This is a genomic window from Plantactinospora sp. KLBMP9567 (assembly GCF_033446045.1).
GTDB lineage: Bacteria > Actinomycetota > Actinomycetes > Mycobacteriales > Micromonosporaceae > Plantactinospora.
Genome location: NZ_JAWQRR010000027.1, coordinates 105,891 through 130,427, shown reverse-complemented (window position 1 = coordinate 130,427; position 24,537 = coordinate 105,891). Strand labels below are relative to the sequence as shown.

At 71.0% G+C, this 24,537-nt stretch carries 18 protein-coding genes and 1 pseudogene; 8 read left to right on the top strand and 11 right to left on the bottom strand.

Going from position 1 to position 24,537, the window contains the following annotated elements; genetic code table 11:
* Positions 1 to 229 precede the first annotated feature (229 nt).
* Both R6Y94_RS22460 and R6Y94_RS22455 read right to left on the bottom strand, forming a co-directional pair.
* Positions 230 to 406 carry a hypothetical protein gene (locus tag R6Y94_RS22460; protein ID WP_318397865.1) on the bottom strand — a complete coding sequence of 59 codons (177 nt, stop codon included), beginning with the start codon at positions 404 to 406 and terminating at the stop codon, positions 230 to 232.
* 146 nt (positions 407 to 552) lie between these two features.
* Complete coding sequence (locus R6Y94_RS22455; RefSeq protein WP_318397864.1) at positions 553 to 1,173, bottom strand: RICIN domain-containing protein; 621 nt, start codon at positions 1,171 to 1,173, stop codon at positions 553 to 555.
* A gap of 229 nt (positions 1,174 to 1,402) precedes the next feature.
* On the opposite strand from R6Y94_RS22455, the pseudogene R6Y94_RS45230 reads away from it, so the two are divergent.
* Positions 1,403 to 1,645, top strand: a pseudogene (locus R6Y94_RS45230) (WD40 repeat domain-containing protein); the annotation flags it as partial.
* Positions 1,530 to 1,829, top strand: coding sequence for a hypothetical protein (locus tag R6Y94_RS22445; protein ID WP_318397863.1), 300 nt, complete (start codon positions 1,530 to 1,532; stop codon positions 1,827 to 1,829). The pseudogene R6Y94_RS45230 and the gene R6Y94_RS22445, both read left to right, overlap by 116 nt.
* Positions 1,830 to 2,017: 188 nt before the next feature.
* On the opposite strand, the gene R6Y94_RS22440 is transcribed toward R6Y94_RS22445, so the two are convergent.
* Together R6Y94_RS22440 and R6Y94_RS22435 are read right to left on the bottom strand one after the other, a co-directional pair.
* Entirely contained in the window at positions 2,018 to 3,715 is a 1,698-nt protein-coding gene (locus R6Y94_RS22440; RefSeq protein WP_318397862.1) for a heme peroxidase family protein, read from the bottom strand.
* A gap of 328 nt (positions 3,716 to 4,043) precedes the next feature.
* Complete coding sequence (locus R6Y94_RS22435; RefSeq protein ID WP_318397861.1) at positions 4,044 to 5,441, bottom strand: short-chain fatty acyl-CoA regulator family protein; 1,398 nt, start codon at positions 5,439 to 5,441, stop codon at positions 4,044 to 4,046.
* A 288-nt stretch (positions 5,442 to 5,729) separates the two neighbouring features.
* On the opposite strand from R6Y94_RS22435, the gene aceA reads away from it, so the two are divergent.
* From aceA to R6Y94_RS22420, 3 genes are all read left to right on the top strand, one after another.
* A complete protein-coding gene (gene aceA, locus R6Y94_RS22430) occupies positions 5,730 to 7,016 on the top strand; it encodes an isocitrate lyase (RefSeq protein ID WP_318397860.1) in 1,287 nt (428 codons plus the stop codon).
* A 76-nt stretch (positions 7,017 to 7,092) separates the two neighbouring features.
* A complete protein-coding gene (gene aceB, locus R6Y94_RS22425) occupies positions 7,093 to 8,694 on the top strand; it encodes a malate synthase A (RefSeq protein ID WP_318397859.1) in 1,602 nt (533 codons plus the stop codon).
* Positions 8,695 to 8,731: 37 nt separating this feature from the next.
* A complete protein-coding gene (locus R6Y94_RS22420; RefSeq protein ID WP_318397858.1) occupies positions 8,732 to 9,961 on the top strand; it encodes a hypothetical protein in 1,230 nt (409 codons plus the stop codon).
* Between the two features lie 173 nt (positions 9,962 to 10,134).
* On the opposite strand, the gene R6Y94_RS22415 is transcribed toward R6Y94_RS22420, so the two are convergent.
* From R6Y94_RS22415 to R6Y94_RS22385, 7 genes are all read right to left on the bottom strand, one after another.
* Positions 10,135 to 10,356: a hypothetical protein gene (locus tag R6Y94_RS22415; RefSeq protein WP_318397857.1), complete on the bottom strand. Its 222-nt coding sequence runs from the start codon at positions 10,354 to 10,356 to the stop codon at positions 10,135 to 10,137.
* An 86-nt stretch (positions 10,357 to 10,442) separates the two neighbouring features.
* The gene (locus R6Y94_RS22410; protein WP_318397856.1) at positions 10,443 to 12,173 is read right to left on the bottom strand and encodes a beta-N-acetylhexosaminidase; all 1,731 of its coding nucleotides are present in this window, start codon (positions 12,171 to 12,173) and stop codon (positions 10,443 to 10,445) included.
* Positions 12,173 to 13,006, bottom strand: coding sequence for a carbohydrate ABC transporter permease (locus R6Y94_RS22405; protein WP_318397855.1), 834 nt, complete (start codon positions 13,004 to 13,006; stop codon positions 12,173 to 12,175). The genes R6Y94_RS22410 and R6Y94_RS22405 overlap by 1 nt, the downstream gene beginning before the upstream one ends.
* Positions 13,006 to 13,905 (bottom strand): sugar ABC transporter permease, encoded by a 900-nt coding sequence (locus R6Y94_RS22400; RefSeq protein ID WP_318397854.1) that lies wholly within the window; start codon positions 13,903 to 13,905, stop codon positions 13,006 to 13,008. The genes R6Y94_RS22405 and R6Y94_RS22400 overlap by 1 nt, the downstream gene beginning before the upstream one ends.
* Before the next feature lie 4 nt (positions 13,906 to 13,909).
* Positions 13,910 to 15,196, bottom strand: a complete 1,287-nt coding sequence (locus R6Y94_RS22395; protein ID WP_318397853.1) for an extracellular solute-binding protein — start codon at positions 15,194 to 15,196, stop codon at positions 13,910 to 13,912.
* Between the two features lie 258 nt (positions 15,197 to 15,454).
* The gene (locus R6Y94_RS22390; protein WP_318397852.1) at positions 15,455 to 16,744 is read right to left on the bottom strand and encodes an amidohydrolase/deacetylase family metallohydrolase; all 1,290 of its coding nucleotides are present in this window, start codon (positions 16,742 to 16,744) and stop codon (positions 15,455 to 15,457) included.
* The gene (locus tag R6Y94_RS22385) at positions 16,741 to 18,063 is read right to left on the bottom strand and encodes a MarR family transcriptional regulator (RefSeq protein WP_318397851.1); all 1,323 of its coding nucleotides are present in this window, start codon (positions 18,061 to 18,063) and stop codon (positions 16,741 to 16,743) included. Before R6Y94_RS22385 ends, R6Y94_RS22390 begins: the two co-directional genes overlap by 4 nt.
* Before the next feature lie 154 nt (positions 18,064 to 18,217).
* Here R6Y94_RS22385 and R6Y94_RS22380 point away from each other — a divergent pair, with 154 nt between their 5' ends.
* The 3 genes from R6Y94_RS22380 to R6Y94_RS22370 all read left to right on the top strand — a co-directional run bounded on the left by R6Y94_RS22380 (position 18,218) and on the right by R6Y94_RS22370 (position 24,521).
* Positions 18,218 to 19,459 carry an alanine racemase gene (locus tag R6Y94_RS22380; RefSeq protein WP_318397850.1) on the top strand — a complete coding sequence of 414 codons (1,242 nt, stop codon included), beginning with the start codon at positions 18,218 to 18,220 and terminating at the stop codon, positions 19,457 to 19,459.
* 552 nt (positions 19,460 to 20,011) lie between these two features.
* Positions 20,012 to 21,118: a sugar phosphate isomerase/epimerase gene (locus tag R6Y94_RS22375; protein WP_318397849.1), complete on the top strand. Its 1,107-nt coding sequence runs from the start codon at positions 20,012 to 20,014 to the stop codon at positions 21,116 to 21,118.
* 73 nt (positions 21,119 to 21,191) lie between these two features.
* Positions 21,192 to 24,521 (top strand): ThuA domain-containing protein, encoded by a 3,330-nt coding sequence (locus tag R6Y94_RS22370; protein WP_318397848.1) that lies wholly within the window; start codon positions 21,192 to 21,194, stop codon positions 24,519 to 24,521.
* The last annotated feature ends 16 nt before the right edge of the window (positions 24,522 to 24,537 follow it).

The following is a 24,537-nucleotide window of genomic DNA, read 5'->3' as shown; positions in this document are numbered from 1 at the left end:
TACAAGATTTGTATATTCGACGTACATGCCGGAAGACGGGCAGCCAGGTCGACGACCAGGCACAATAGTCCTGGTCTCAGTGCTTTGGCGTGAGCTGTCCACATTGTGAATCAAAAATTGATGGGTACGGCACCGCGGCGATGGTCGCCACCGGGAACGGTGCCGCTGGTGCAGGGCTCGCCGCGGGACCGGTGATCCTGACGCGTCCTGGTCACGACGTTCCCGACGGTCACCTGTGCGGGCAGCCCTGACTGGTCCGCCATCGGGCTTCCCCGGCGGGCGTCACGCGGGGACTCGTCCCGTCGGTGTCGCCCGCCGGGACCGGGTGGGTGTCCTCGTGCTCCGGCCACCAGGCGGCGTGGCCGAGCAGCGCGGTGATGGCCGGCGTCAGGAAGAGCGACATCACGAACGCGACGACGGCGATGCCGCAGGACGTGGCGAAATCTCGGGGTGGAAGCCCGAGTCCTCGGCTTTCTTGCTCTCTTCCCAGCCGCGCCCGGTGGCCAGGCAGGGGCAGCCGGGCCGCCCGGGGCGGACGCTCGCGGCCGGTGGTCAGCCGGGGAAGCATCCGATCTCCGGCGAGCTGAGGTGCTGGTTCGGCGCCGTGTGCGAGCAGGGCAGCAGGGCGGCGACCGCCCATTCGGACTGGCTGTTGTTGTAGATCCCGAGGCACTCGCTACTGTGGTGGACGTTCCGGAACGTGAACCTGTTGGTGGGCCACTCGCCCACCTCGATCAGCAGCCAGCGCTGGAACGGCGTACCGGCGCACTGCTCCTGGTAGGCCAGCTTCACCACCAGGTGCCGGCGGCCGGCCTCCAGGCACTTGCCGGTGTGCACAGCCCGGATCTGGAAGCCGTCGGGCTGGTTCTCCAGGAACCACTTCTGGTTCGCGCCACCATGGCAGGGATACTGGTCGACCAGGTCTCCGTCGTTGAGCCCGCCCCAGCCGACCTCGACGCACATGCCACTTGAACTGGTACTGCGTCGCTGCCCGGGCCGGGGCGGCGGGATAGCTCGCCGCCACCACCGCGAGGGTGGCCGCCAGTAGCGCGCACAGTGGCCAGGCGAATTTTCTTCGTACCGACGTACCGACGAACACGTGGGCTCCTCTCCGCCCGCCCCGAACCCGAGGCGGGAACCGGACTCGACGGGCCGGCCGGACACCGGCGCCATCCGTACGGTCCGTCCCCCGGGAGCCGGTCCGGAAGTGGCGGAAAGTTATCCGTACGGGACCGTACGCAACCTCGCGCCGGTAGTCTCGCCGAAACGTGTTGGCACGTACGTCGTTGGAGGCCGCGTCGACTTTGCGGTCGAACTGACCGCGCTGCGGTAGCGGGCCGCGCTGACCGCCCGACTGCTCGACCGGCTCACCCAACCGCCGCCCGAGGGTGGCGGCATCCGGGTGCTGGCGACCGGCAGCGCGGACCACACGGCGCGACTGTGGGACGTGTCGGACCCGCGTCACCCGGTACCGCTGGCCACCCTGAACGGGCACACCAACGGGATCGCCGATCTCGGGTTCAGCCCGGATGGCCGGCTGCTCGCCGCCGGCGGCCTCGACCACACCGTGCGGCTGTGGGACGTCGCCGAGCCGGTCCGTCCGGCCGCGCTCGGCACGCTCACCGGGCACACCGAGCGGGTCGACGCGGTGGCGTTCAGCCCGGACGGTCGTACCGCTGGCCAGCGGTGCCGCCGACGCGACGCTGCGGCTCTGGCACACCGGCGTCGAGCACGCCGCCGACCGGGTCTGCGCGCTCGCCCACCCCCGGATCACCGTCGCCGAATGGCGCCGCTACCTGCCGGACCTACCCTTCCAGCCGCCCTGCTGACCGGGGACTCCGGTGACCGGGCGATTCGGGTGACGGAACGCCCTTCTGACCGGGCACCGAATCGAGGCTCCGCCAGCAGGGGCGGCCGCCGAGCGGCCAGCCGGTGCGGGCGCGTCCGCCCCCACCGACCGGCCGCTCGACATCCTCGCCGGGCCCGGGCGGGCCCGGTGAAACCGGTACGGCTCGGTTCAGCCGACCGGGTTGAGCAGTTCCGCCCTGCCCTCGAAGGCGTACAGCAGCAGGTCGACCATCCGGAACGTCTCGTCGTCCGGCCCGAGGGTGGGCCGCCAGGTCGGGTCACGCAGGATCGAGATCCGGCTACCCTCGATGGCCCGGTGGAACACCTCGGTGACGATCCGCGCGCCGACACCGTCGAGCCGGCCGCCGTTGAACTCCGCCTCGCGCAGGATGTAGAACCACAGCGGCGTGTTGGTGGTCAGCTCGGTCTTCTGCTCGTCGGTCAGCCCGTCCAGCACGGCGCCGTCCAGGCCGCCCAGGATCTCGTCGGCCTTGAGCGGCACCAGGTCGAAGAGCTGGGCCATCTGTTGACCGCTGGCCAACCGCACCATCACGGCCCGGGTGAGGTTGCGGAAGGCCAGGTTCAGCTCGATCGCCGGCGGCGCCTCCTGGCCGCCGAACGATCCGAGCGGCAGGTTGCGCAGCGGGTCCACCATCCGGGTGTCGATCCGCTGGGTCAGGTTGAGCTGCCGCTGCCCCGGATCGGTCTCGTCCCGCTTGACGACCGCGACCAGGTCGTCCCGGCCGGCCTCGGTGAAGTCGTACAGGCGGCGGAAGTCGGCGATCCAGTTGGTGGGCAGTCGCTCGAACGACCCGGACTCGGGATCGGCGACGGTGCCGTCCGGTGAGAGGATCCCGCTGGTGCCGGAGAACTGGAACAGCAGCTCCAGGGTGCCGGGCGCCAGCACGCCGGGGAGGCCCGAGGTGTTGAAGACGCGGTTCCAGTCGTACACGGCCCGGATCATGCTGTGTCCCAACCGGTAGGCCGCGACGGAGAACTCGATCGGCATGGTCGGCCGGTCGCCCGGCTGCACGGCCCGGTCCCGCCGCCCCGAGCCGTAGCCGGCGGAGACCTCGAAGAACCGGCGGCCCCGGCTGAACACCTCGTCGACCACCTCCGGCGCGACGATCCGGGGCAGGAAGTCGGTCGCCAGCAGCCACTGGTAGTGCTTCACCACCACCGAGCGGGCCGCCCGGAACAGCGCCGGTCCGGAGAGCCCGCCCTCGGCCAACTGGTCGACCACCCGGTTGTGGAACCGGATGAACGCCAGGTGGGTCTGGGCGACCACCAGGTTCTCGTCGTTGCGGGCGTCCGGGATCAGCGCCGCCCGCCGCTCCCGCTTGCTCGACCCCAGCCCGGACCGCGGCAGGTCGAAGCCGTCCCGGTCCTGGTTGACCACGGGGTCGTCGCCGGCCACCGCTGCGGTGGTGCCGGTCTTCAGGTGTACGCCGTCAGCCGAGTAGAAGACCCGGTCGTGCTTGTCCCCGGGCCCCCGGCCGTAGAGCGAGTCGAGGTCGAGCGCCGGGGAGCGGCCCTGGAGCAACTCGTCGACGGAGACGTCCTCGCCCAGGGCTGCGGCGGTGTTGTCCATGGTCAGGTCGTGGTCCACGAACTGGCCGAGGTACGTGTACCCGGCCGGAACAGCCGGGTCCGCCGAATCGGCGTTCGCACCGGCCACCATCGCCTCGGCGACGGCGGTGCGGGTCGGCTCGGATAGCTCCCGACCCTCCGGACCGAGCCGGGAGAACCGGAACTTGCGCAGCTCGGCGGTTGTCGACGGGCGGCGGGTGGTCGGTTCGTGCCTGTCGTCGAAGCAGAGCAGGCCCTCGCCCTCGACGAGATAGTCCTCCCGCATGTGCCGTTTCATTCGTCGTTCCTCCCTCGTGGTGACCGGCACCCGGACCCGGTTCGACTGACGGGGGAGGGATGTGCACGACAGGCGCGTACGCACGGCGACGCAACGTGCGTCCGCGCTGCCTGACCCCCGTGAACGTCCGCGATCGGCGCGGACCAGCCGACCCGGCCCGGTGCACCATGCCGGTCTCAGTCGACTTAGGGCCAAGAGTCCGCAGCACCGCCAGGGTCGTCCACCTAGTGTCGAGCATGCGACCGAAGCCGAGCCGGACCGTCACGCTGAGGCAATTAGCCAGTCACGGTAAGCAGTTTCTCGGTGTTCGCTGAGCGTCCCCTGTGGACTACCTGTCTCGCTCGCGCAGCGGGTACGGGATGAAGGTGCTCCGGTTCTCGTCGAGGTCGAGTTGCCGGCCGATCGGCTGGGCGGCCCGCTGCGGGCAGGTCATCCGCTCGCAGGTCCTGCAACCCGGCCCGATCGGGGTGGCCGCCTCGGTCGCGTGCAGATCCATCCCGGCGGAGTAGACGAGCCGGCCGGCGTGCCGGGTCTCGCAGCCCAGCCCGATCGCGAACGTCTTGCCGGGCTGGCCGTACCCGCCGTGGTGCCGGGTCACGGTGCGGGCGATCCACAGGTAGCGCTGGCCGTCCGGCATCGCCGCCACCTGGGTCATCACCCGGCCGGGAGCGCCGAACGCCTCGTAGACGTTCCAAAGTGGACATGTTCCGCCGGAGCGGGAGAACGGGAAGCCGGTCGCCGACTGGCGCTTGGACATGTTGCCGGCCCGGTCCACCCGGACGAACGAGAACGGCACCCCGCGCGCCCTCGGTCGTTGCAGGGTGCTCAGCCGGTGGCAGACGCTCTCCCAGCCCATCGCGAAGTGGTCGGTCAGTAGTTCGATGTCGTATCGCATCGTCTCGGCCGCGGTGAGGAATTCCCGGTACGGCAGAATCAGTGCGGCGGCGAAATAGTTCGCCAATCCGACCCGCATGAGGATCTGGGTCTGCAAATCGCCGAGGTTTTCCTCCTCGATGATTTCGTCGATGACGTCGGCGAATTCCAACAGTGCGATCTGGGCGCCCATCCGGATCGCCCGTTGGCCCGAGCGCAGTGAGGTCGACAGGTGCAGGGTGCGGGTCTCCGGCCGGTAGCGGTGCAGGTCGCCGGCGAGCGAGTCGGGATCCTGTCGGACTATCCGGATGCCGTGCCGGCCGGCGAGCCGGTCGCTGAGCGCGGCCCGGGTCTCGCCCCGGCGGATCCCGATCTGCGCGGCCAGTGCCTCGGCCGCCTCGTCCAGCTCCGGGACGTAGTTCTGCCGGCGGTAGAAGAAGTCGCTGACCTGGTCGTGCGGGCTGCGACCCGGCACCATCCCCCGGTCGCCGACCACCTCGGCGAGCTGGTCGTCGACCTGCCGGTAGCGTCGGTAGAGGTCGATCACCGCCTCGGCCACCTCGGGCAGCTTGCCGGCGAGTTCCGTGAGGTCGGGCAGGCTGGCCCGGGTCGGCAGCGCCTCGCGCAGTTCGGCGACCAGCCGGGGCGTGTCGTGCGGTGCGAAGTATGCGGTGTCGACGCCGAAGACCTCGGTGATCCGGATCAGCACCGGGACGGTCAGCGGGCGGGAGTCGTGCTCGATCTGGTTGAGGTAGCTGGGCGAGATGGCGAGCTGCCGGGCCAGCTCGATCTGGCTGATGCCGTGCTCCCCGCGCAGCCGGCGGAGCCGCGCACCTGCGAACGTCTTGGCCACGGCGCCTCCCTCCGCCCGGATCCAGTCACATTAACACATCTGTAAAGCAGCTCATTCGCAACTTCGCAGAATACGGTCGAGACTTTTCAATAGTTGGCTGTTTCCGTGTCTCGACCCGTTGACGGAGACCGTGCCACAGTTTCGACAAGTCCTGATTGACCGCGAGTTGTCGACCGAACCTTTTTCAACCTGAACCGCGCGGCGCTCACACACCGCATCCGACCTCGCGCTCCGACGGACCGCAAGGGGAGGTTGAAAAGGGTTCACTGAACTTCGGAGGAGACTTGCATGAGCACGCCGGCAGAGCGGTTGCGTACCGAATGGGCCACCGACCCGCGTTGGCGGGGCGTCGAGCGGGTCTATCAGCCGGAGGAGGTCGTCCGGCTGCGCGGCGTGGTGCAGGAGCAGCACACCCTCGCCGACCGGGGCGCCCGGCGGCTGTGGGACCTGCTGCACCAGGAGGACTACGTCCCGGCGCTCGGTGCGCTCACCGGCAACCAGGCGGTGCAGATGGTCCGGGCCGGGCTCAAGTCGATCTACCTCTCCGGCTGGCAGGTCGCCGCCGACGCCAACCTCGCCGGACACACCTATCCGGACCAGAGCCTCTATCCGGCCAACTCCGTGCCGGCGGTGGTGCGCCGGGTCAACAACGCGCTGCTGCGCGCCGGCCAGATCGAGACGGCGGAGGGCCGCCGCAGCGGGGCCGACGACGCCGGGATCGACTGGCTCGCCCCGATCGTCGCCGACGCCGAGGCCGGGTTCGGCGGGCCGCTGAACGCGTACGAGCTGATGACCGCGATGATCGTGGCCGGCGCGGCCGGGGTGCACTGGGAGGACCAGCTCGCCTCGGAGAAGAAGTGCGGGCACCTCGGCGGCAAGGTGCTGGTGCCGACCGGGCAGCACGTCCGGACCCTCAACGCCGCCCGGCTCGCCGCCGACGTGGCCGGCGTCCCCTCGGTGATCATCGCGCGTACCGACGCGCAGGCGGCGACGCTGCTCACCACCGACGTCGACGAGCGGGACCGGCCGTTCGTCACCGGCGAGCGGACCGCCGAGGGCTTCTACCGGGTGCGCAACGGGTTCGACGCCTGCGTGGCCCGGGGACTCGCCTACGCCCCCTACGCCGACCTGCTCTGGATGGAGACCAGCACCCCGGACCTGGAACTGGCCCGCCGGTTCGCCGAGGAGATCAAGGCGGTGTACCCGGACCAGCTGCTGGCGTACAACTGCTCGCCGTCGTTCAACTGGCGCAAGCACCTCGACGACGCCACCATCGCCAAGTTCCAGCGCGAACTGGGGCACCAGGGCTACCGCTTCCAGTTCATCACCCTGGCCGGCTTCCACGCGCTGAACTACTCGATGTTCGACCTGGCCCGGGGCTACGCCGTCGACGGCATGCCGGCGTACGTGTCGTTGCAGGAGCGGGAGTTCGCCGCCGAGGCGTACGGCTACACGGCGGTCAAGCACCAGCGTGAGGTCGGCACCGGCTACTTCGACCTGGTCAGCACGGTGCTGAACCCGGCCGCCGAGACCACCGCACTGCGCGGTTCGACCGAGGAGGAGCAGTTCGCATGAGCGTGCGTAGCGAGCGAATCAGCCGGCTCAGTGTCGAGGTGCCTCATGAGGGCACGGAGCGGAGCGGAGTGCCGTCATGAGAACTCAGCTCACCGGACCGCTGCGCGAGCGGTACGACGAGATCCTCAGCCCCAAGGCGCTGGACTTCCTGGTCGCGCTCGACAGCGAGTTCGCGGCCCGCCGGGTGGCCCTGCTGGACACCCGGCGGGCCCGCCGCGCCCGCTACGCCGACGGCCAGCTCCCCGGCTTCCTGCCCGAGACCGAGGCGATCCGGGCCGACCCGAGCTGGCGGGTGGCGCCGTCGGCACCGGGCCTGCACGACCGGCGGGTCGAGATCACCGGCCCGACCGACCGGAAGATGACGGTCAACGCGCTGAACTCCGGTGCGCAGGTGTGGTTGGCCGACTTCGAGGACGCGCTCGCGCCGACCTGGGACAACGTGATCGGCGGGCAGCTCAACCTGGTCGACGCGATCGACCGGCGGATCGACTTCACCGCGCCGGGCGGCAAGCGGTACGCCCTCGGCGACGACCTCGCCACCATCGTGGTCCGGCCGCGCGGCTGGCACCTGGTGGAGAAGCACGTCGTGGTCGACGGGCGGGCGATCTCGGCCACCCTGGTCGACTTCGGGCTCTACTTCTTCCACTGCGCGCAGCGGCAGCTCGACGCCGGCAGCGGCCCGTACTTCTACCTGCCGAAGCTGGAGAGCCACCGCGAGGCGCGGCTGTGGAACGAGGTCTTCCGGTTCGCCCAGAACTATCTCGGCATCCCGCAGGGGACCGTCCGGGCCACCGTGCTGATCGAGACCATCACCGCCGCGTTCGAGATGGACGAGATCCTCTACGAACTCCGCGAGCACTGCGCCGCGCTGAACGCCGGACGCTGGGACTACATCTTCAGCATCGTCAAGAACTTCGGCTGGCGGGACGACTTCGTGCTGCCCGACCGGGGCGACGTGACGATGACGGTGCCGTTCATGCGGGCGTACACGGAATTGCTGGTCCGGACCTGTCACCGGCGCGGTGCGCACGCGATCGGCGGGATGGCCGCCTTCATCCCGAGCCGCGATCCGGAGGTCAACAGGGCCGCCCTCGGCAAGGTCCGGGCGGACAAGGAGCGCGAGGCCGCGGACGGGTTCGACGGTTCCTGGGTGGCCCACCCCGGGCTGGTGCCGGTCTGCCGGGACGCCTTCGACGCCGTCCTCGGCGAGCGCCCGCACCAGCTCGACCGGCGCCGCCCCGAGGTCACGGTCGGCGCGGACGACCTGCTGTCGGTGGACCGTACCCCGGGCCGGGTCACCGGCGCGGGGCTGCGCGGCAACGTGGCGGTGGCGCTGCGCTACTTCGACGCCTGGCTGGGCGGCACCGGCGCGGCGGCCATCTTCGACCTGATGGAGGACGCGGCCACCGCCGAGATCGCCCGCTGCCAGGTGTGGCAGTGGCTGCACCACGCGACGCCGCTGGCCGAGGGCGGCCGGGTCACCGAGGAACTGGTCCGGTCCATCCTGGTCGAGGAGGTGACGAGGCTGAACGCGGAACGGTCGGTCACCGAACGGGACCGGCTGACCCGGGCGGCGGAGATCTTCGTGCAGACCGCGCTCGGCGAGGAACTGCCGGCCTTCTTCACCACCGAGGCCTACGCCCGGCACCTGGTGACATCCACGGCGCCCGTCCGGTAGGGCATCCGCCGGCCGGTCCGGCTGACATCATGGCCGGGTGCTGGAACGACTCGACGACATTGACTGGGAACGGCTCGGGCACGCCTACGGCTCCGCCGAGGACGTGCCCGAGCAGATCCGCGCGCTGCGCTCGCCGGACGCCGCGATCCGGGAGAAGGCCCGCTGGCAGCTCTACGGCAACATCTTCCACCAGGGCAGCCGGTACGAGGCGACGGCGTACGCGGTGCCGTTCCTGCTGGAGCTGCTGGCCGATCCGGCCACCGCCGAACGGGAGGAGCTGGTCGGCCTGCTGGCCGCCATCGCCGTCGGCTACGACGAGATGTGGCTGCCCGACGGGCTGCCGATCGCCGAGCACCGGCAGCAGGCGGCCGGTGGGGCGGAACTGCTCGCCGCCGCCCCGCACCCGGGCGACGACGACTTCGACGAGGACGACGGCGACTCCGAGTACCTTGAGTCACTCTCCGAGGACGACCAGGATCGGCTGTACGCCCACGTGCTGGTCGCCGCGTACGACGCGGTCCGGGCCGGGGTGCCGCTGCTGCGTACCCTGCTGGCCGCCGAGCACGACCTGGATTTGCGGGTGATGGCCGGGTACACGCTGTCCTGGTTTCCCGAGGAGGCCGAGGGCAGCCTGCCGGTGCTGGCCGGCGCGGTCACCGAGGCGCTGGGGGCCGGGGCGACGGCCGCGGACGGCCCGGATCACACCGTGCTCGCCGCGACCGCGCTGGTGGCGATCGGGCTGCTCGGCGGGGTGCCGGACCCCGCCCTGCTCGACGACCGGCGTCCGCTGGTCCGGTGGGGCGCCGCGACCGGCCTGGCCCGGGCGCACGGGCCAGGGGCGGATCGCGCGGTCGCCGCCGAGCTGCTCGGCTGGGCCGGCGGCGAGAGCCCGAGCGACGACCGGGTGCCGTTCCTCGACGGCGACCTGGCCGGGTACGCCGGGCAGGCGCTCGCCCAGCTCGGTGCCGGCCGGATGGTCGAGACGTTCGACGCGCTGCTGCGCCGGATTCCGGCCGTCTCCGGCGTCGAGGCGCTGCACGTGGTCGGTGAGGCGCTGAAACTCGCCTTTCCGGGTGGGCCGCTGACCGGCGACGTTCCGTTCGACGCCCTCGACGAGCGGCAGCGACGGCTGGTCCGGCAGCTCGCCGACCACGAGCAGGTGTGGCGGATCGACGGCTCGTACTTCGGGAACTTCCGGTTGCTGGTCGGCGGGTACGGCCTGCCGGACAAGTACGTCACACTCCGGTCGTACGCCGGCCAGGGGTAGCGTGCCGCGGTGTCGGGGCGCAGGCGGGTAGGCCCGCGCCCCGACGCCCGCCTACGCCTCGGCGGCGCGGCGGGTCACCCGACTACTGAACCTTTGCAACCTGAACCGCGCGGCGCTCGCGCACCGCGTCTGACCTTGCGGTCCACCGCACCGCACGGCGAGGTTGAAAAGGTTCACTTGTCGTCGGCGAGCGCGACCAGCGCGCTGGCGGTACGGAAGTACTGGCTGCGGCCGAGGTCACCGATGGTCTTGATGCCCAGCGCCTCCTTGAGGTGCGTCGCGGCCCGCTCGCTGACTCCGGCGAGCGCGGCGACCGGGGCGTCGACGAGTTCGGCCACGCTCTTGTCCTGGTACTCCTTGTCGACCAGCTTGGCGAGGTTGGCGGTAACCGGCACGAATGCTCCCAATGGATGATCGGTCCGGCACGGCGCCGGATCCGGCCAGCATTGTTCCAGATAGGACGGACGCGGTCTCGACCGGATCATGAACTCGACGGGGCCGCCGGATGGCCGGAATCGAGCGGGCTCTGCGCAGGATCCGAACCGGCCTCGGCCGCTGTGCGCTGCCGCAGCACGTTGCCGGCGAGTCCGGCCAGTTCGGCGTCCCGGTCGGCCCGCTGGCGCGGCCAGCCCGCCGCGTCCGGCCGGCGCTGCCAGGGCAGCGGCCCGCCCGGTGGCCGGTATTCCACGCCCAGCGCGTCCAGCCGGTCCAGGTGTTCGCGCAGCCGGTCGTCGAAGCCGTCCATTGTGTCTGGTGCCGACCAGACGGCCTCGGCGAACGCGGATAGCCTGGGAAAAGCCAGGTAGTCGACGGCACGCGGGTTGTCGGCGTGCTCGGTCCAGAGGTTGCACTGCGCGCCGACGATCCGGTGCCGCAGTTGCGCCGGCAACTCGGCGGGTACCGGCTCGAAGGCCCGGACGTCCGCGACGGTGAGCACGGTGCCGACCGGGACCGGCTCGTCCGGCCGGTCCGACTGCCGGTAGTCCAGGTAGGCGGAGGTGTCCCAGCAGGAGACCACGTCGTGGCCGGCCCGGGCAGCCGCGACCGCCAGCGCCGGCCCGCGCCAGGCCGCGACCGTCGCCTCGCCGGGCAGCCCGCCCTCCAGCACCTCGTCCCAGCCGAACAGCACCCGCCCGTTCGCCGCCAGATGCCGCTGGAGCTGCCGGACGAACCAGCTCTGCAACTCGTCCTCGTCGCGCAGCCCCAGCTCGGTCCGGCGCCGCTGGGCGGCCGGGCTGACCCGCCACTCGGACTTGTCGCACTCGTCGCCGCCGATCCCGATGTGCCGGCCCGGAAACAGCTCCATCACCTCGTCCAGTACGTGCCGGACGAAGTCGAGGGTCTGGTCGGAGACGTTCAGTACCCGTCGGGAGATCCCCCACCGGGTCGAGACCGCCACCAGCTCGCCGGGATCGTTGCCGAGTTCCGGGTACGCGGCGATCGCCGCCTGGGTGTGCCCGGGCAGGTCGATCTCGGGTACGACGGTGACGAAGCGCTCCGCCGCGTACCCGACGATCTCCCGGAGATCGTCCTGGCGGTAGTAGCCGCCGTGCGGCCGGCCGTCGAAGCGCTCGTGCTGGCGGGAGCCGACCATCGACTCGGGCCGCCAGGCGCCCACCTCGGTCAGCCGGGGGTAGCGCCGGATCTGTACCCGCCAGCCCTGGTCGTCGGTGAGGTGCAGATGCAGCACGTTCAGCTTGTGCGCGGCAAGCAGGTCGACGAGGCGCAGTACCCCGGCCACCGGCATGAAGTGCCGGGCCACGTCGAGCATGCAGCCGCGCCAGCCGAACCGGGGTGCGTCGGAGATCTCCACCGCCGGCACCCGCCACGGGTCGGCCGAGACCCGGGCCCGGCGGTGCACGCCCGGCGGCAGCAACTGGAGCAGGGTCTGCGTGCCGTAGAAGACGCCGGCCGGGGCGCCGCCGGTGATGGTGACGCCGTCGGGGCGTACCCGCAGGTGGTAGCCCTCGGCGGCCAGTGCCGGATCGACGGCGAGCGCGATGCTGCCTCCCCCGGCGACGGCGCCACCCCCGGAGCGAGCCCCGTCGCCGGGGGAGGGGGCCGGCAGGGGCAGGCCGGTGGAACGGGACAGGGTCTCCCGGAGCAGCCGGGCCACCCCGGCACAGCTGGACTCCGCGCCGAGGGTCGTCGCCGGACCGAGTTCGAACGACCCTGACCCCTCGACGGTGTGGGCCGGACGGGGCAGCGGCATCAGTCCTTCACCGCCCCACCGAGCCCGGAGACCAGCCGGCGCCGGACGAAGACGAAGAAGACCAGTACCGGGACGGTCATCAGGGTGGAGGCGGCCATGATGCCGCCCCAGTCGTTCTCGTCCGGCTTGAAGAAGACCAGCAGCGCGGCCGGCAGGGTCTGGTTCTCGGTGGCGCTGATGATGAAGGTCTTGGCGAAGAGGAAATCGTTCCAGGCGGTGATGAAGGAGAAGACGCTTGTCGCGGCGAGGCCGGGTGCGATCAGCGGAAACAGGATCCGGCACAGGATGGTGAACCGGGAGGCGCCGTCCATGGTGGCCGCCTCCTCCACCTCCGGCGGTACCGCCGCGACGAAGCCGCGCAGCATCCAGATCGCGAACGGCAGGCTGAACGCCAACTGCACCAGCACCAGCGAGCCGAGGGTGTTCAGCCCGACGCCCGGCACCGTCCGGCCCAGGTCGCGGATCTGGAAGAAGAGCGGGATGCTCAGCGCCTCGACCGGCACCATCTGGGCGATCAGGAAGAGCACCAGGATGGTGCTGCGGGTCCGGAACCGGTAGCGGGTCAGCGCCACCGCGGCCAGGAACGCGACCAGCGCGCTCAGCGCCACCACGGCCAGCGCGACGACCAGGCTGTTCAGGAAGTACCGGCCGAAGCCGCTCACCCCGAGCGCGGAGCGGAAGTGGTCCAGGGTCGGATGCAGCGTCCACGGGCGCGGGTCGGCGGAGAGGATCTCGCCGGTCGGCTTCAGCGCCGACAGCACCATCCAGTAGATCGGGAAGACCGTGACCAGCGCGACCAGGATCGCCACCGAGTCGGCAACGCGACGACGCATTAGAGTACCTCCCCGGTGCGGCGCAGTGCCCGCAGGTAGAGCAGGGTGACCACCAGCAGGATCAGCGTCATCACGATGCCGATCGCCGAGCCCAGCCCGTACTGCGACGAGGCGAACGCCTTCTGGTACGCGTACACGTTGAGCACCATGTTCTGGCCGGCGATGCCGCCGCCCCGGGTCATCACGTAGATCTGGGTGAAGACCTTGAAGTCCCAGATGATCGACTGGATCACCACGATCGCGATCAGCGGTCGCAGCATCGGCACCGTGATCCGGCGGAACGCAGTGGCCGCGCCCGCACCGTCCAGTGCCGCCGCCTCCAGCACGGACGGCGGGACGGCCTGGATGCCCGCGTACAGGGTGATCATCACGAACGGGAAGGAGTGCCAGACCACCACCGCACCGACCAGGGCGAAGGCCACGGTCCGGTCGTAGAGCCAGTTGTGGCCGTCCAGCCCCAGCACCTCGTTGACCAGGCCGAGGTTGCTGTCGAAGAGGAACATCCAGACCACCGAGCCGGTCATCGCCGGTGCCGCCCAGGCGGTCAGCGCCGCGTACGACAGCAGGGTCCGGGCCAGCTTGCCGATCCGGGTCATCAGCACCGCCAGCGTGGCACCGACGGCGAGGGTCACCAGCACGCACCCGGCGGCGAAGACCACCGTCTGGCCGAGCACGGTCCAGAACACCGGATCGGCGAAGAGGGTACCGAAGTTGCCCGCCCCCACGAACCGGGCCGGCTCGCCGCCGGAGACCTGTGGCTGCCCGTAGTCGAAGAGGGAGAGCAGGCCGAGCTGGTAGAGCGGGTACCCGAACATCGGCACCAGCACGGCGAGCGCCGGCAGCAGCAGCAACCCGGGCATCAGCCGCTGCTGCCGGCGGATCGTTGCGGACGACGGCACCCGGCTACTTCCCGAGCGCCGCGGTGATCTGGGTGTTCGCCTCGGCGGCCGCGGCGTCGACGGTCGCCTTACCGGTGATCACCTTCTGCAGCATGTTCGGCAGGATCTTCTCGGCGTCGATGGTGGTCCACGCCTTGTCGACCGGGACGAACCTCGTCCCCGCCTCCATCGTCTCGACGAACGGCTTCAGGAACGGCTCCTTGGCGATCACCTCCGCCCGGCCGGACCTCATCGCCGGCACGAAGCCCATCGCGTCGTAGAGCTTCAGGGTGTACTTCTTGCTCGCCAGCAACTGCATGAACTCGACGGCCAGGCTGCGGTGCGTGGTGGAGCGGAACACCCCGAGGCTGCTGCCGCCGGCGAAGGCGGGGGCGATCGAGCCGGGCTTGGCACCGGGCAGCGGCACCACCGCGTACTTGCCCTTGACCGCGCCCGCTTCCACCGCCGAGCGGTTGAAGTTGCCCAGGATGCCCATCCCGGCCCGGCCGGCCGCGAACGCCTCGACGGTGCCGCCGCCGGTCAGGTCGACGCACTGCTGCGCCGGGCAGATCTGGGGGCTGAACAGGTCGGTGTACGCCTTGATCCCCGCCTTCGACCCGGGCGAGTCGATGGCCGCGGTGTACTTCCCACCCGAATTGGTCGCGATGTCGCCACCGGCGTCCCAGACGAACGGCAGGGCGCCGAAGGTGTAGAGACCGCCGACCGCGATCCCGAGCATGTCCCTGCGCTCGGCCCGGATCTTCTTGGCGGCGGCGACCAGTTCGGCGTACGAGGTCGGGGGCGTGAGCCCGAGTTCGGTGAAGACGTCGGTGCGGTAGTAGAGCGCCCGGACGCCGATCCACCACGGCACACCGTACGCCTTCTCGGCCACGGTGACCGTCTGGACCAGGTCGGCCGGCAGGTCGGCGGCCTCGGCCCACTTCCGGTTCTCCTCGGTGACGTCGGCCATCCCGTTCGAGGCGACGAAGTTGGCCAGGTCGGTGTTGCCGACCTCGGTGACGTCCGGCGCGCTCGCCGGGTCGTTCAGCGCACCCTTGTACTTCTCCGCCCGGGTGTCGGTGGCCAGGTAGCTGACGTCGACCAACACGTCGGGGTTCCTGGCGGTGAACTCGGCGATCGCCTCGTTGACCACCGCCTCCTTGGCGGCCCGGTTGGCCTCGTCGAAGAGCCAGACCCGCAGGGTGCCGGTCCGGCTGTCGGAGCTCTCGGCGGGTGCGTCGGTGGCGGGCGCGCAGGCACCGGCGCCGAGCGCCAGCGCGAGCAGCGCGGGAAGTGCCAGGAGTTTCCGCACGGGCTTCCTCCTCGAATAACGAGCTAGGTTCGTAATTAGGTCGATATGGATGTCATCCAGGCTGGGGTTCCGCCAGTCGCCCGTCAAGTAACAATTTCCCTGCTCAGAGGCCCTATCAGGACAGGCCGGAGCCGCCGTCCGGCCAGGCCGGACGGCAACCCCCGGAGCGGCTCAGTCGCCCAGGTAGAGCACCGCGTGCGAGTGCTGCCGGGCGGCCGGTGCCGCCTGGTCGGCCACGACGATCTGCTTGGGCATGGGTCAACCTCCGTGTCGGGGGAACTGTTCGGCGAGCCCGTCCGGGCCCACCAGGGGTGGGGTGAGAAGTCGGCGTACCGCCCGGTCCCGGTGGGCCAGCGCGGCGCGTTGCGGGTCGGTGAGCGTGATCCACGGCGGCACCGGCTCGGTCTGCCGGGGTGGCAGCAGTCGGCCCGCCCGGTAGGTCAGCTCGTTGACCAGCCGCAGCGGTGCGTACCGGCGCTGCCCGTGCACGTCGACCAGCTCGTACCGGCCGGGCTCGATCGTGAAGACCGCGATGTCGGCCGGTGCGCCGACTGCGAGCGTGCCGACCCCGCCCGGCAGGCCGAGCGCGCGGGCCGGTCCGACGGTCGCCGCGGCCACCACCTGGGGCAGGCTCATCCCGACCGCCAGCATCTTGGCCATCGTGGTCGGCAGGTCGAAGACCGGGCCGTGCAGCGACCGGCTGTGCAGGTCGGTGGAGACGGCGTGCGGCGGCATGCCGGCCGCCAACTGCGCCTCCAGCACGTCGAAGGCGAAGCCGCCGGAGCCGTGGCCGAGGTCGAAGCGCACCCCCGCCTGGTACGCCTCCTTCGCCGCCGGGTCGAAGCCGTCCGGGCCGGCCGCGATTCCACTGGCGCAGTGCGTGATCAGGTCACCTGGGCGCAGCAGCGGCAGCATCTGTGCCACCGTCGGCGGCGCCGCGCCGATGTGCACCATCACCGGCAGCCCGCACGCCTGCGCCGCCTCGATCGCCCGGCGCAACGGGGCCAGGCCGTGCGTACCGACGTTGTGCCGGTCCATCCGTACCTTGATCCCGACGATGCTGTCCCGGTGCGCCCGCACGGTCGCCACCGCCAGGTCGACGTCGCAGTTGGCCAGTTCCCGGGACTCGCCGACCGGGGCGACCAGCCCCACCGCGGAGATGTTCAGCAGCGCGGGCACCCGGACGGTGTACCGGGCCGAGGCGGCGGCGAAGGCGGCGAACCCGTACGCCCCGGCCGAGCCCGCGTCCACCCAGGTCGTCACGCCGGACCGCCAGGCCACGGGGTCGGGGTCGATTCCCCAGTACGTCGCACCGGCGTGTACGTGCGTGTGCAGGTCGACCAGGCCGGGTGTGACCAGCCGGCCGGCCAGGTCGACCAGCTCGGCGGCCCGCTCCCGGGGCAGCACCGGTGCGACAGCCGCGATCCGGCCGTCCCGGACGGCGACGTCGTGCCGCCCCGTCCGGCCGGTACCCGGATCGAGCAGGTCCCCACTGGTGAACAGCAGGTCCCAGCCCTCCCGACCGGACTCGGCGGCGGGTCCGGTCACGGTGCCGCCTCCACCGGGGCGGGCGCCGGCCCGGCTCCGCCGGCGATGCGGAGCCGGTAGAGTCGGGCCGGGCGTCCCTTGCGGTGCACCTGCGTGCTCCCCTCCACCTCGACCAGGCCCGACTCGCTCAGCTTGCGGATCAGCCGGCGGCCGCTGGGATCGGTGATGCCGAGCTGCTGGGCCAGGTCGCTGGGGGAGATGGCCCGGCCCTCCAGGGCCCGTTCGATGGCGGAGAGCCGGGACAGCGTCGCGGCGCTCAGTCCCACCTCGCCGGCCAGCCGTTCGAGTTCGACGCCGTGCTCCCGGTAGGTGAAGGCGAGCGCGGCCCCGGCCGGGCTCATCGGCCCGATGATGACGCCACCGTCCTCGACCAGGTACGCGCTCGGCGACTCCTCCTGCTCGGCCCGGGCGACCGCCCGCTCGGCCAGGTGCAGGCAGCTCCGGGCCGAGACACCGACCCCGAACCCGGCGGCGACCCGGATGCCGAGGGTCTCCTGAGCCTGGCCGAGCGCGGGCAGCGACACCCAACTGTTGGTCGCCTGCTCGAAGAGGGCCTGGTGGGCGAAGACCACCACCCCGCGCCGGCCCCGGTTCTCGATCCAGGCGTCGCCGAACTCCGGCGTGTTGAGCAGCAGGTTCATCAGCCCCACCCGGGCCCGGTCCAGGTCGAGCTGCGGGCCGGCCCGGCCGACCAGGAAGATGCCGGCGGCGAAGCGCAGCGCACTGGCCTGTTTGGACTGTACCTGGAGGGCCAGCTCGTGCAGTTGGGCCCGCAGGGTGGCCGGCCCGGGCAGGCCGCCGAGCACCGGCGTGCCGCCCTGGAGCTGTGCCGCGACCGCCGTGCGCAGGCTGATCACGTAGTCGGCGCCGGTCCGGGCCAGCGCCGCCCGGTGGAACGCGACGATCTCGGCCACGCTCTGCTCCGGGTCGTAGGGCAGGCAACTGATCTGCGAGCGGTCCAGCTCCAGTGCCCGGGCCACCTCGTCCACGGTCTGGGTGTCGTAGGTGTCGATGCTCACCGGTGTGGGTCGCCAGCCCCGGGACAGCGCCTTGAACAGCGCCAGCGACAGGTCCAGTCCGGCCGAGCGCAGGATCGCCACCGGCAGGTCCGCCGGGAGCAGGTCACGGCACTTCGCGTACGGGACCGGGCCGAGCAGCAGGCCGTCGACGCGTTGCCGGGCGAGCAGGCCGTCGACGAGTCCCCGGACCGCATCCTCGTGCTGGTAGACGACCCACTCCAGCGTCACCCCGGCCAGCGTGCGGGCCGCGTCCTCGAAGACGGTGCGGTGGCTGGCGTGGATGACGAGACCGATCACCATCCGGCTCTCCAGGTTCGAAAGTAGTCCGTTAACGGTGGCGTCGTTAGCCTGGGCCCCGCCGGCCACCCTCGTCAAGTCGTTGACGAGGAAGGAACACATGCGGCAGGCTGGCAGTCAACAGCGAGCCACATCCGAACCTGTCCGGGGAGAGTCGGTGCGCCACCAACTCGACGAGCCCGCGCTCGACTGGCGCGCCAAGGGGTTCTGGCAGCCCGAGACGCCGGTCCCGGACGCGGCGTTCGCCGCCGCCGGGCACTCCCTGTTCGGGGGCGCCGTGACGTGGCCGGTACTGGCCGTCCGGCGCTCCGCCGTCGCGCACAACGTCGCCACGATGGCCGGGTTCTGCGCCCGGCACGGCTTCTCGTTCGCCCCGCACGGCAAGACCAGCATGGCGCCGTCGCTGCTCGACGCCCAGTTGTCCGCCGGTGCCTGGGCGATCACCATGGCCACCGCGAACCAGGTGCTCGCCTGCCGCGCCCTCGGGGCACCCCGGGTGCTGCTCGCCAACGAGCTGCTCGATCCGGTGCCGCTGCGCTGGCTGGCTCGCGAGGTCGAGCGGGGTTTCGAGGCACCCTTCTTCGTGGACTCGGTCGCCGGGGTCGAGGCGATCGACGCGGCGCTCGCCGACCAGCCGGCCGGTGCCCCGTTACGGGTCCTGGTCGAACTCGGCTTCGCCGGTGGGCGGGCCGGCTGCCGCAGCGTCGAGCAGGTGGTCGAGGTTGCCGAGGCGGTCGCCGCGACCCACCGGGTACGCCTCGACGGCGTCGCCGGTTACGAGGGCGGGCTGCCGGACGGCGCGGCCGTGTCGGCGTACCTTCGGCGGCTCCGGTCGGCGGCGACCGAGCTGGCCCGCCGAGGGCTGGTCGGCCGGGAGGTGCTGGTCAGCGCCGGTGGCAGCGCGTGGTTCGACCTGGTGGCCGAGGAACTCGGCGGTGCCTGGCTGACCGGGCACGACCTGCGGGTGGTGCTGCGCAGCGGTGCCTACGTCACCCACGACCACGGCTTCTACGCCGAGCACACGCCGTTCCGGCGAATCCCCGGCGAGGGTGCCCTGGACGCGGCTCTGGAGCTCTGGGCGCAGGTCATCTCCACTCCGGAGCCGGGGCTGGCGATCGTCGGCATGGGCAAGCGGGACGCCCCGTACGACGAGGGCCTGCCGGTGCCACTGTGGATCCGGCGCCGTTCCGGCGAGCTGCGTCCCGGCACCGGGGTGACCGTCGGCCGGCTCAACGACCACCACGGCTATCTCTCGGTCCCGCCCGGCGTCGAGCTGGCCCCGGGTGACCTAATCTGCTTCGGCATCTCGCACCCGTGCACCGCCTTCGACAAGTGGCGGGCGCTGCCGGTGGTCGACGACGACCACACCATCGTGGACGTGCTGCGGACCTACTTCTGAGGGCGCGGTCCGGTCCGGCCCGTCCGGTGCTGCCGAGGCGCGGTGTCGAGACAGTGTTCCGGACGGAGACTGTCGAGCTGCCCCGCTTGTGCTCCCGCCAGGGAAGGCGGCGCGTCGCCGGAATTGTCGCGCCCCGCTTCTGCGCCCAGCTCGACAGTCTCCGGCAGTGACATGCCCGACTCGGCCGACGGCTCATCGACGGAAACTTTCCGCTGGGTACGACGAACTTTTGTAAACCACGACCAAAGTTGCCGCGCCCTGCTCTTTTCTTCTGGCTGTGCAGCCCTTAGCGTGTGTTCATTCGTAACAGAGACGACCGCTGATCGTCATATCCGCCCAGGTGGCCGCCTGGAGCGGGAACCCGGAAGCGTCCGGCCCGGCCACGGCCGCGACATCGTCCCCGCGCGCCACGAGTGGCACGTGAGCGCGCCCGTACCCGTCGACTTTCTTCGCGCGGGCACTCACCGGGCATCCGAGCTGCTCACCGAAGACCTCTTGAATCGATCCAAGCATGGGTGGCGGAGGCGTCGCCGCCCGGGAAGGTGCAGGACAATGGGGAAGACGCAGCGCGAACCGATGGATCCGGCGGAACGCCGCCGGCTCACCCGGCGCAGCATCCTGGCCGCCTCGGCGGGCGCGGCCGCCGCGCTCAGTGCGGTCGGCGCCAACGTGGTCCGGACCGAGACCCCCGCCGTCGCGCACGGGCAACTGCGGGCCGAGCCGCTGATCCCGGGCCGCAACCGGGGCATCATCCTCTACAGCGTCCGGGACCGGATCTCCGCCGCCCCGGACGACAGCGGTGTGCCGTACGGCTTCGAGCGGGTGCTCGCCCGGATCGCCGAACTCGGCTACCAGGAGGTGGAGTTCGCCGGCTACACCCAGAACACCCAGATCCTGGGCCGGCAGATCACCCCGGAGGAGATCCGCAAGATTCTCGACGACAACGGGCTGGTCGCCAACGGTACGCACGCCTCGATCAACCCGGCCACCTTCGAGCAGCAGATGGACATCGCCGAGACGCTCGGCATGAAGAACATCGGCACCGGCAGTGACCCGACGAACTCGGCGTACACCTCGGACTGGGACGCGGCGGCGGACGTCTGGAACGAACTCGGCCGGCAGGCCCGCAGGCGCGGACTCCGGCTCTACACGCACAACCACGACGCCGCGTACTCCTTCCTGCTCGACGCGGGGCCGCTGGACGCGAACGGCCGGCCCACCCGCTCCTCCGGTACCCGCCGGCTGGAGTACTTCTTCCGGAAGACCGACCCGAGGTACGTCTTCTTCGAACTGGACATCTACTGGGCCTACGTCGCCCGGTTCAAGCACCAGAGGTACGTCGACCGGTGGGGCCGGGAGAAGACCGACCTGTTCGACCCGATCCTCAACGTGGTCTCGCAGAGCAAGCGGTTCCCGCTCTTCCACGCCAAGGACGGTAACCGGAACAGCGCGCTGGCCAACGGCTACGAGATGACCCCGCTCGGCGAGGGCGACATCAACTTCCAGCAGTTCTTCCAGACCATCGGCGACCCCGACTTCCGGCACGCCAACTGGGAGCAGGACACCGCGCCCGGCGGCGCGGCCAACCCCGGCCAGTCGCTCGACTTCGCCGCGCTCAGCCACACCAACATGTCGGAGCTGACCATCTACCGCCGGTGAGGCGTCCGGGCGGGGCGCGGCGGCGCGTGCCCCGCCCACCTTCCGTGACCCCCGACGTGCAGACGGAGGAGAGATGAAGCGAACCATGCGCCGCTGGCTGACCGTGCTGGCGGCGACCGCGACGATCGTCCCGCTGACGGTCCAGGCCCCGGCGGCAGCCGTACCGGACCCGGGAGCGGGTTCCGGCGGCGTACCCACCGAGCAACTGGTGGCCGAGGAGAACGGTCCGGCCGCGCTCCGCTCGGACGTCCGGGCGCCGCGCGACTACGGCGTACTGGTCTTCACCAAGACGGCGGGGGCGCGGCGGGCATCCATTCCGGACGGTGTGCGGGCGATCCGGGACCTCGGCAAGGAGCACGGCTTCCGGGTCACCGTCACCCAGGACGCGGCGGCGTTCACCGAGCAGAACCTCGGAAAGTACCGCGCGGTGGTCTTCCTCAACACCACCGGCGACATCCTGAACGCCAGCCAGGAGGCGGCGTTCGAGAAGTACGTCCGGGCTGGCGGCGGCTACGCCGGGGTGCACGCGGCGGCCGAGACCGAACCGGACTGGGCCTTCTACCAGAGCCTGCTCGGCGCGAAGGCCACCGGCGCCTCCCCGGTCGAGCCGGGCAACATCGACGTCGCCGACCGGGCGCACCCGTCCACCGAGACCGTGCCGCGCACCCTGACCCTGACCGAGGAGTGGTACAACTTCTCCGCCAACGTCCGGGGCGTCTCGCACGTGCTGGCCACCGCCGACGAGCGCAGCTTCGCCGGTGGCGCGATGGGCTTCGACCACCCGGTCGCCTGGTGCAAGGACTACCAGGGCGGTCGCTCCTGGTACACCGGGCTCGGCCACTCCATCGAGACCTATCGCTCGAAGCCGTTCACCCGGCACCTGCTCGGCGGCATCCAGTGGGCGGCCGGCGTGGTCGAGGGCGACTGCGGCGCGACCGTGACCGGCAACTACGAGAAGGTGACCCTCAACGACGAGCCGGGCGAGCCCATGTCGCTCGCCGTACTGCCCGACGGCCGGGTGCTGCACAACACCCGGGGCGGTCAGGTCCGGCTCTACGACCCGGCCAGCGGCGCCAGCCCGGTGATCAACACCGTCCCGGTCTACAGCCACGACGAGGACGGGCTGCAGACCATCTCGATCGACCCTGACTTCGCCACCAACAAGTGGGTCTACCTCTACTACTCGCCGCCGCTGAACACGCCCGTCGACAACCCGGCGACCCCGGGGGTCAACGAGGGCGACGCGCCGGCCACCAGCGCCGACCCGACGGTCTGGGACAAGTTCAAGGGCTACAACCAGCTCTCCCGGGTCAAGTTCGTCGACGGCCCGACCCCGCACCTGGACATGAGTACCGAGCAGCAGATCCTGCGGGTGGACGTGGACCGGGGCATCTGCTGCCACGTCGCCGGCAAGGTGAAGTTCGACGGCAAGGGCAACCTCTATCTGATTACCGGTGACGACACCAACGCGGGTGGCTCGGACGGGTTCGCCCCGATCAACGAGTCGCCGACCCAGGGCCCGGGCTACGACGCCCAGCGCTCCTCCGGCAACACCAACGACCTGCGCGGCAAGCTGCTGCGGATCAGGGTACGGCCGAACGGGACGTACACGATCCCGGCCGGGAACCTCTTCCCGGAGGCGCAGGACCACGACAAGAGGACCCGTCCGGAGATCTTCCTGATGGGACTGCGCAACCCGTTCCGGTTCGACGTGGACGCCTCCGGGCGGGTCTACGTCGGCGACTACTCGCCGGACAGCCGGACCTCGAACCCGGCCCGGGGACCGGAGGGGACCGGCCGGTGGTTCTCCACCAACAAGGCCGGCAACTACGGCTGGCCGTACTGCTACTCGCCGGCCCTGCCCTACGTCGACTACGACTTCGCCACCCGTACCTCCGGGGAGCCGTTCAACTGCGGTGCCCCGGTGAACGACTCGCCCCGGAACACCGGCCGGACGGTGCTGCCACCGGTGCAGGACCCGCAGTTCTGGTACACCTACGAGGCGCGTACCCCGTGCCCGGGGACGTACCTGGAGACGCCGCCGCGTAGTTGCGACTTCACCTGGCCGGTGATCGGGACCGGCGGGGTCGGCCCGCACGGCGGACCGATCTACTCCTACGACCCGGAGTCGACCTCCGAGACGAAGTTCCCGGAGTACTACGACAACGCGGTGGCGTTCGGCGAATTCACCCGGGACAAGATCTTCATGATGCGGACCGACGGCAAGGGCAACCTGGCCGGCGTCGAGCAACTGCTGCCCGGCTTCGTCTTCGACAACCCGATGGAGCTGGAGTTCGGCCCGGACGGCAGCCTCTACCTGCTGGAGTACGGCGACGGCTTCTTCACCGCCAACCCGGACGCCCAGCTCTCGGTGATCCGCTATGTCAAGGGCAAGCGGTCGCCGGTGGCGGTGCTGAACGCCAGCCCGACCTCCGGGCAGGCCCCGCTGACGGTGAACTTCTCGGCCGTCGGCTCGCACGACCCGGACCCGGGTGAGTCGATCTCGTACGCCTGGGACTTCACCAGCGACGGTACGGTCGACTCGGCCGACCCGAGCACCTCGTTCACGTACACCGCGAACGGCACGTACACGGCGCGGTTGACGGTGACCGACTCCAGCGGCAAGACCGGGGTGCTGACCCGGACCATCACGGTCGGCAACACCGCCCCGGCGGTGACGGTGACCAGCCCGATCCCGGGGTCCTTCTTCAACTGGGGCGACCCGGTCCCGTACACGGTGACGGTCACCGACCCGGAGGACGGGACGATCGACTGCTCCCGGGTGACGGTCAGCTTCGTACTCGGGCACGACACCCACGGCCACGAGCACGGCTCGACCACCGGCTGCACCGGGGTGCTCCAGTCCCCGGCCGACGGCGCCGACCACGCCGGCGGCTACCTGTACGGCGGGATCAGCGCCTCGTACACCGACCTCGGCGGTGGCGGCCAGCCGGCGCTGACCACGGTCAACCAGGTCGTGATCCAGACGTCCCGGCAGCAGGCCGAGTTCGCCCAGGTCAGGCAGAACGTGACGATCGCCAACAGCAGCGACGCCGGTGGCGGCCAGCACGTCAACGGGATCGACGCGGGCGACTCGATCGCGTTCGACCCGATCAACCTGGGTGACGCCAGCGCGGTCACCTTCCGGGTCTCCGGTGGCTCGGCGGCCACCGCCGGTACGCCGCGGGCCATCGTCGAGCTGCGGCTCGACTCGCCGACCGGTCCGCTGGTCGGCACCGCCACGCTGAACGCCACGACCGGCAACAACGACTGGTCCAGCCAGACCCTGGCGGTCGACCAGCCGGCCGGCGGGCACCGGCTCTACCTGGTCTTCCAGCCGGTCACCGGTGGCCCGACCACCGGCCTGGTGAACCTGAACTGGGTGGAGTTCACCCCGAGGTAGTCCCTTCCGGACGGCT

Coding starts and splice junctions, on each gene's coding strand:
- R6Y94_RS22455 (WP_318397864.1), bottom strand. CDS start 1,173: ATGGCGCCGGTGTCCGGCCGGCCCGTCGAGTCCGGTTCCCGCCTCGGG.
- R6Y94_RS22445 (WP_318397863.1), top strand. CDS start 1,530: ATGGCCGGCTGCTCGCCGCCGGCGGCCTCGACCACACCGTGCGGCTGT.
- R6Y94_RS22440 (WP_318397862.1), bottom strand. CDS start 3,715: ATGAAACGGCACATGCGGGAGGACTATCTCGTCGAGGGCGAGGGCCTG.
- aceA (WP_318397860.1), top strand. CDS start 5,730: ATGAGCACGCCGGCAGAGCGGTTGCGTACCGAATGGGCCACCGACCCG.
- aceB (WP_318397859.1), top strand. CDS start 7,093: ATGAGAACTCAGCTCACCGGACCGCTGCGCGAGCGGTACGACGAGATC.
- R6Y94_RS22410 (WP_318397856.1), bottom strand. CDS start 12,173: ATGCCGCTGCCCCGTCCGGCCCACACCGTCGAGGGGTCAGGGTCGTTC.
- R6Y94_RS22405 (WP_318397855.1), bottom strand. CDS start 13,006: ATGCGTCGTCGCGTTGCCGACTCGGTGGCGATCCTGGTCGCGCTGGTC.
- R6Y94_RS22385 (WP_318397851.1), bottom strand. CDS start 18,063: ATGGTGATCGGTCTCGTCATCCACGCCAGCCACCGCACCGTCTTCGAG.
- R6Y94_RS22375 (WP_318397849.1), top strand. CDS start 20,012: ATGGGGAAGACGCAGCGCGAACCGATGGATCCGGCGGAACGCCGCCGG.
- R6Y94_RS22370 (WP_318397848.1), top strand. CDS start 21,192: ATGAAGCGAACCATGCGCCGCTGGCTGACCGTGCTGGCGGCGACCGCG.